Genomic DNA, 2,043 nt, shown 5'->3' on the forward strand with positions numbered 1-2,043 from the left:
GCACCGGCGCCTGCCCAATAATTTCGATATCATCTCAACGACCTTGAAAAAGCCGGGTTCAGCCCGGCTTTTTTATTGGGAAAACCGCATAGGCGGCGACAAAGCCGCGCATGACGGTTTTCACGAGCGCCAAATCATCTAGATTGCCCATGAACGGGCATCGCGAAGAGGATAGTGCATGACGGTTGGCCGAACGCTTCTCAAGTCGTTGCTGGCGGCAGCCCTTCTGGCGGCGGGATTGCAGGCTGCCCGCGCCGACGAATGGCGCACCACCTCATCGCTGATCGGCGAGTCCAAATACGGCGCCAATTTCCAGCACTACGACTACGTCAATCCGAACGCGCCCAAGGGCGGCACGCTGAATTCGGTGGAACTCGGCACCTTCGACAGCTTCAATCCTTTCATCGCACGCGGCACCCCTGCCGCAGGATTGAACTATCAGGGTGGGCTCCTCTACCAGTCGCTGATGGCGAAATCCCTTGACGAGGGCAGCGTCAACCATCCCGAGATAGCAGACGCCTACAAGTACCCAGCCGATTTTTCATCCGCAACTTATCGGCTCGACCCGCGTGCCAGATGGCATGATGGCCAACCGATCACCGTGGATGACGTGATTTGGTCATTCAACTTTCTCAAAAAGGAAAGTCCGCAGTTCAACCGCTATTTCGCCAACGTCACCGAGGCGGTCGCCGTTTCAGATCGGGAAGTCGAGTTCCGTTTTGATCAGAAGGGCAATCGCGAGTTACCGCTGATCATGGCGGATGTGGTGGTGCTGCCGAAGCACTGGTGGGAAGGCACCGATGCCAACGGCAAGAAGCGCGACATCACCCAGCCAAGCCTTGAAATCCCGCTCGGCTCTGGACCCTACAAGATCGAGAGCTTCAAACCTGGTTCGGAAGTCGTCTGGCGACGCGTTCCGGACTTCTGGGCCGCCGATCTGGCCATCAATGTCGGGCGCAACAACTACGACACCAGACGCTACACCTACATTCTCGATGACAACGCCGCGTGGCAAGCCTTCACCAAAGGCGGATATGAGGACATCCAGGCTGAAAACAGTGCGCGATTATGGATGACGCGCTACAATTTTCCGGCTCTCAAAGCCGGCGATGTCATCAAGCGGGAGTTCAAGGCGACATCACTCGCCTCGATGCAAGGTTTCATGCTGAACACGCGACGGACAAAGTTCCAGGATCGGCGCGTGCGCGAGGCGCTCGGTTACGCCTTCGACTTCGAAACCTTGAACCGCACCCAATCCTTCGGCCTCAACACCCGCTCCAACAGCTATTTCATGGGCAGCGAACTTGCTTCGAGCGGACTGCCGCGGGGCAAAGAATTGGAGATCCTCAATCAATACAAGGGCAAGCTCCCGCCAGAACTGTTTACCCAGGAGTTCAAGCTTCCGGTCTTCGATAGCCCGAAGGCCGAGCGGTCGTACCTGCGCGAAGCGATCGATCTGTTTGCGGCGGCGGGTTGGAAAATCCAGAATGGCCGTATGACCAATGAGAAAAGCGGGGAGCCTTTTACCGTCGAGATTCTGGGCTTCGACCAGGGCGCCGAACAAACGGTCAATCCATTTGTAAATATGCTGGGAAAGATCGGCATCTCGGCTTCGTTCAGGATAGTCGATACCAGCCAGTACATCGCTCGCGTCAACAATTTCGACTACGACGTCATAACCTCTCGGCTGCCGCAGTCGGACTCGCCGGGCAATGAACAACGCGAGTACTGGAGTTCGAAGGCAGCCGATACACCGGGCTCACGAAATTACGCGGGGATCAAGGACCCAGTGGTCGACGCACTGGTTGAACGCGTTATCTTCGCGACGGATCGCGACGACCTGCTCGCCGCCACTCATGCGCTCGACCGGGTTCTGTTGTGGAATTTCTATTGCGTCCCGCAATTCACCCGATCCGTAACCTGGCTGGCCTACTGGAACAAATTCGGCATCCCGGAAAAACAGCCGACTTACTTGGGTCCCGACATCGATTCCTGGTGGATCGACCCGGACAAGGAGAAGGCGCTGGCGGCCAAATACAAGGG

The 2,043-nt window shown here is 57.0% G+C and carries 1 protein-coding gene; it reads left to right on the forward strand.

Features of this window, described 5'->3' with window-relative positions; translation table 11 throughout:
- Positions 1–178: 178 nt before the first annotated feature.
- On the forward strand, positions 179–2,043 hold a 1,865-nt coding region (locus EN925_RS33360), incomplete at its 3' end, for an extracellular solute-binding protein (RefSeq protein ID WP_164894572.1).

The sequence above is a fragment of the Mesorhizobium sp. M7A.F.Ca.US.006.04.2.1 genome, from assembly GCF_004022915.1.
Taxonomy (GTDB): Bacteria; Pseudomonadota; Alphaproteobacteria; order Rhizobiales; family Rhizobiaceae; genus Mesorhizobium; species Mesorhizobium ciceri.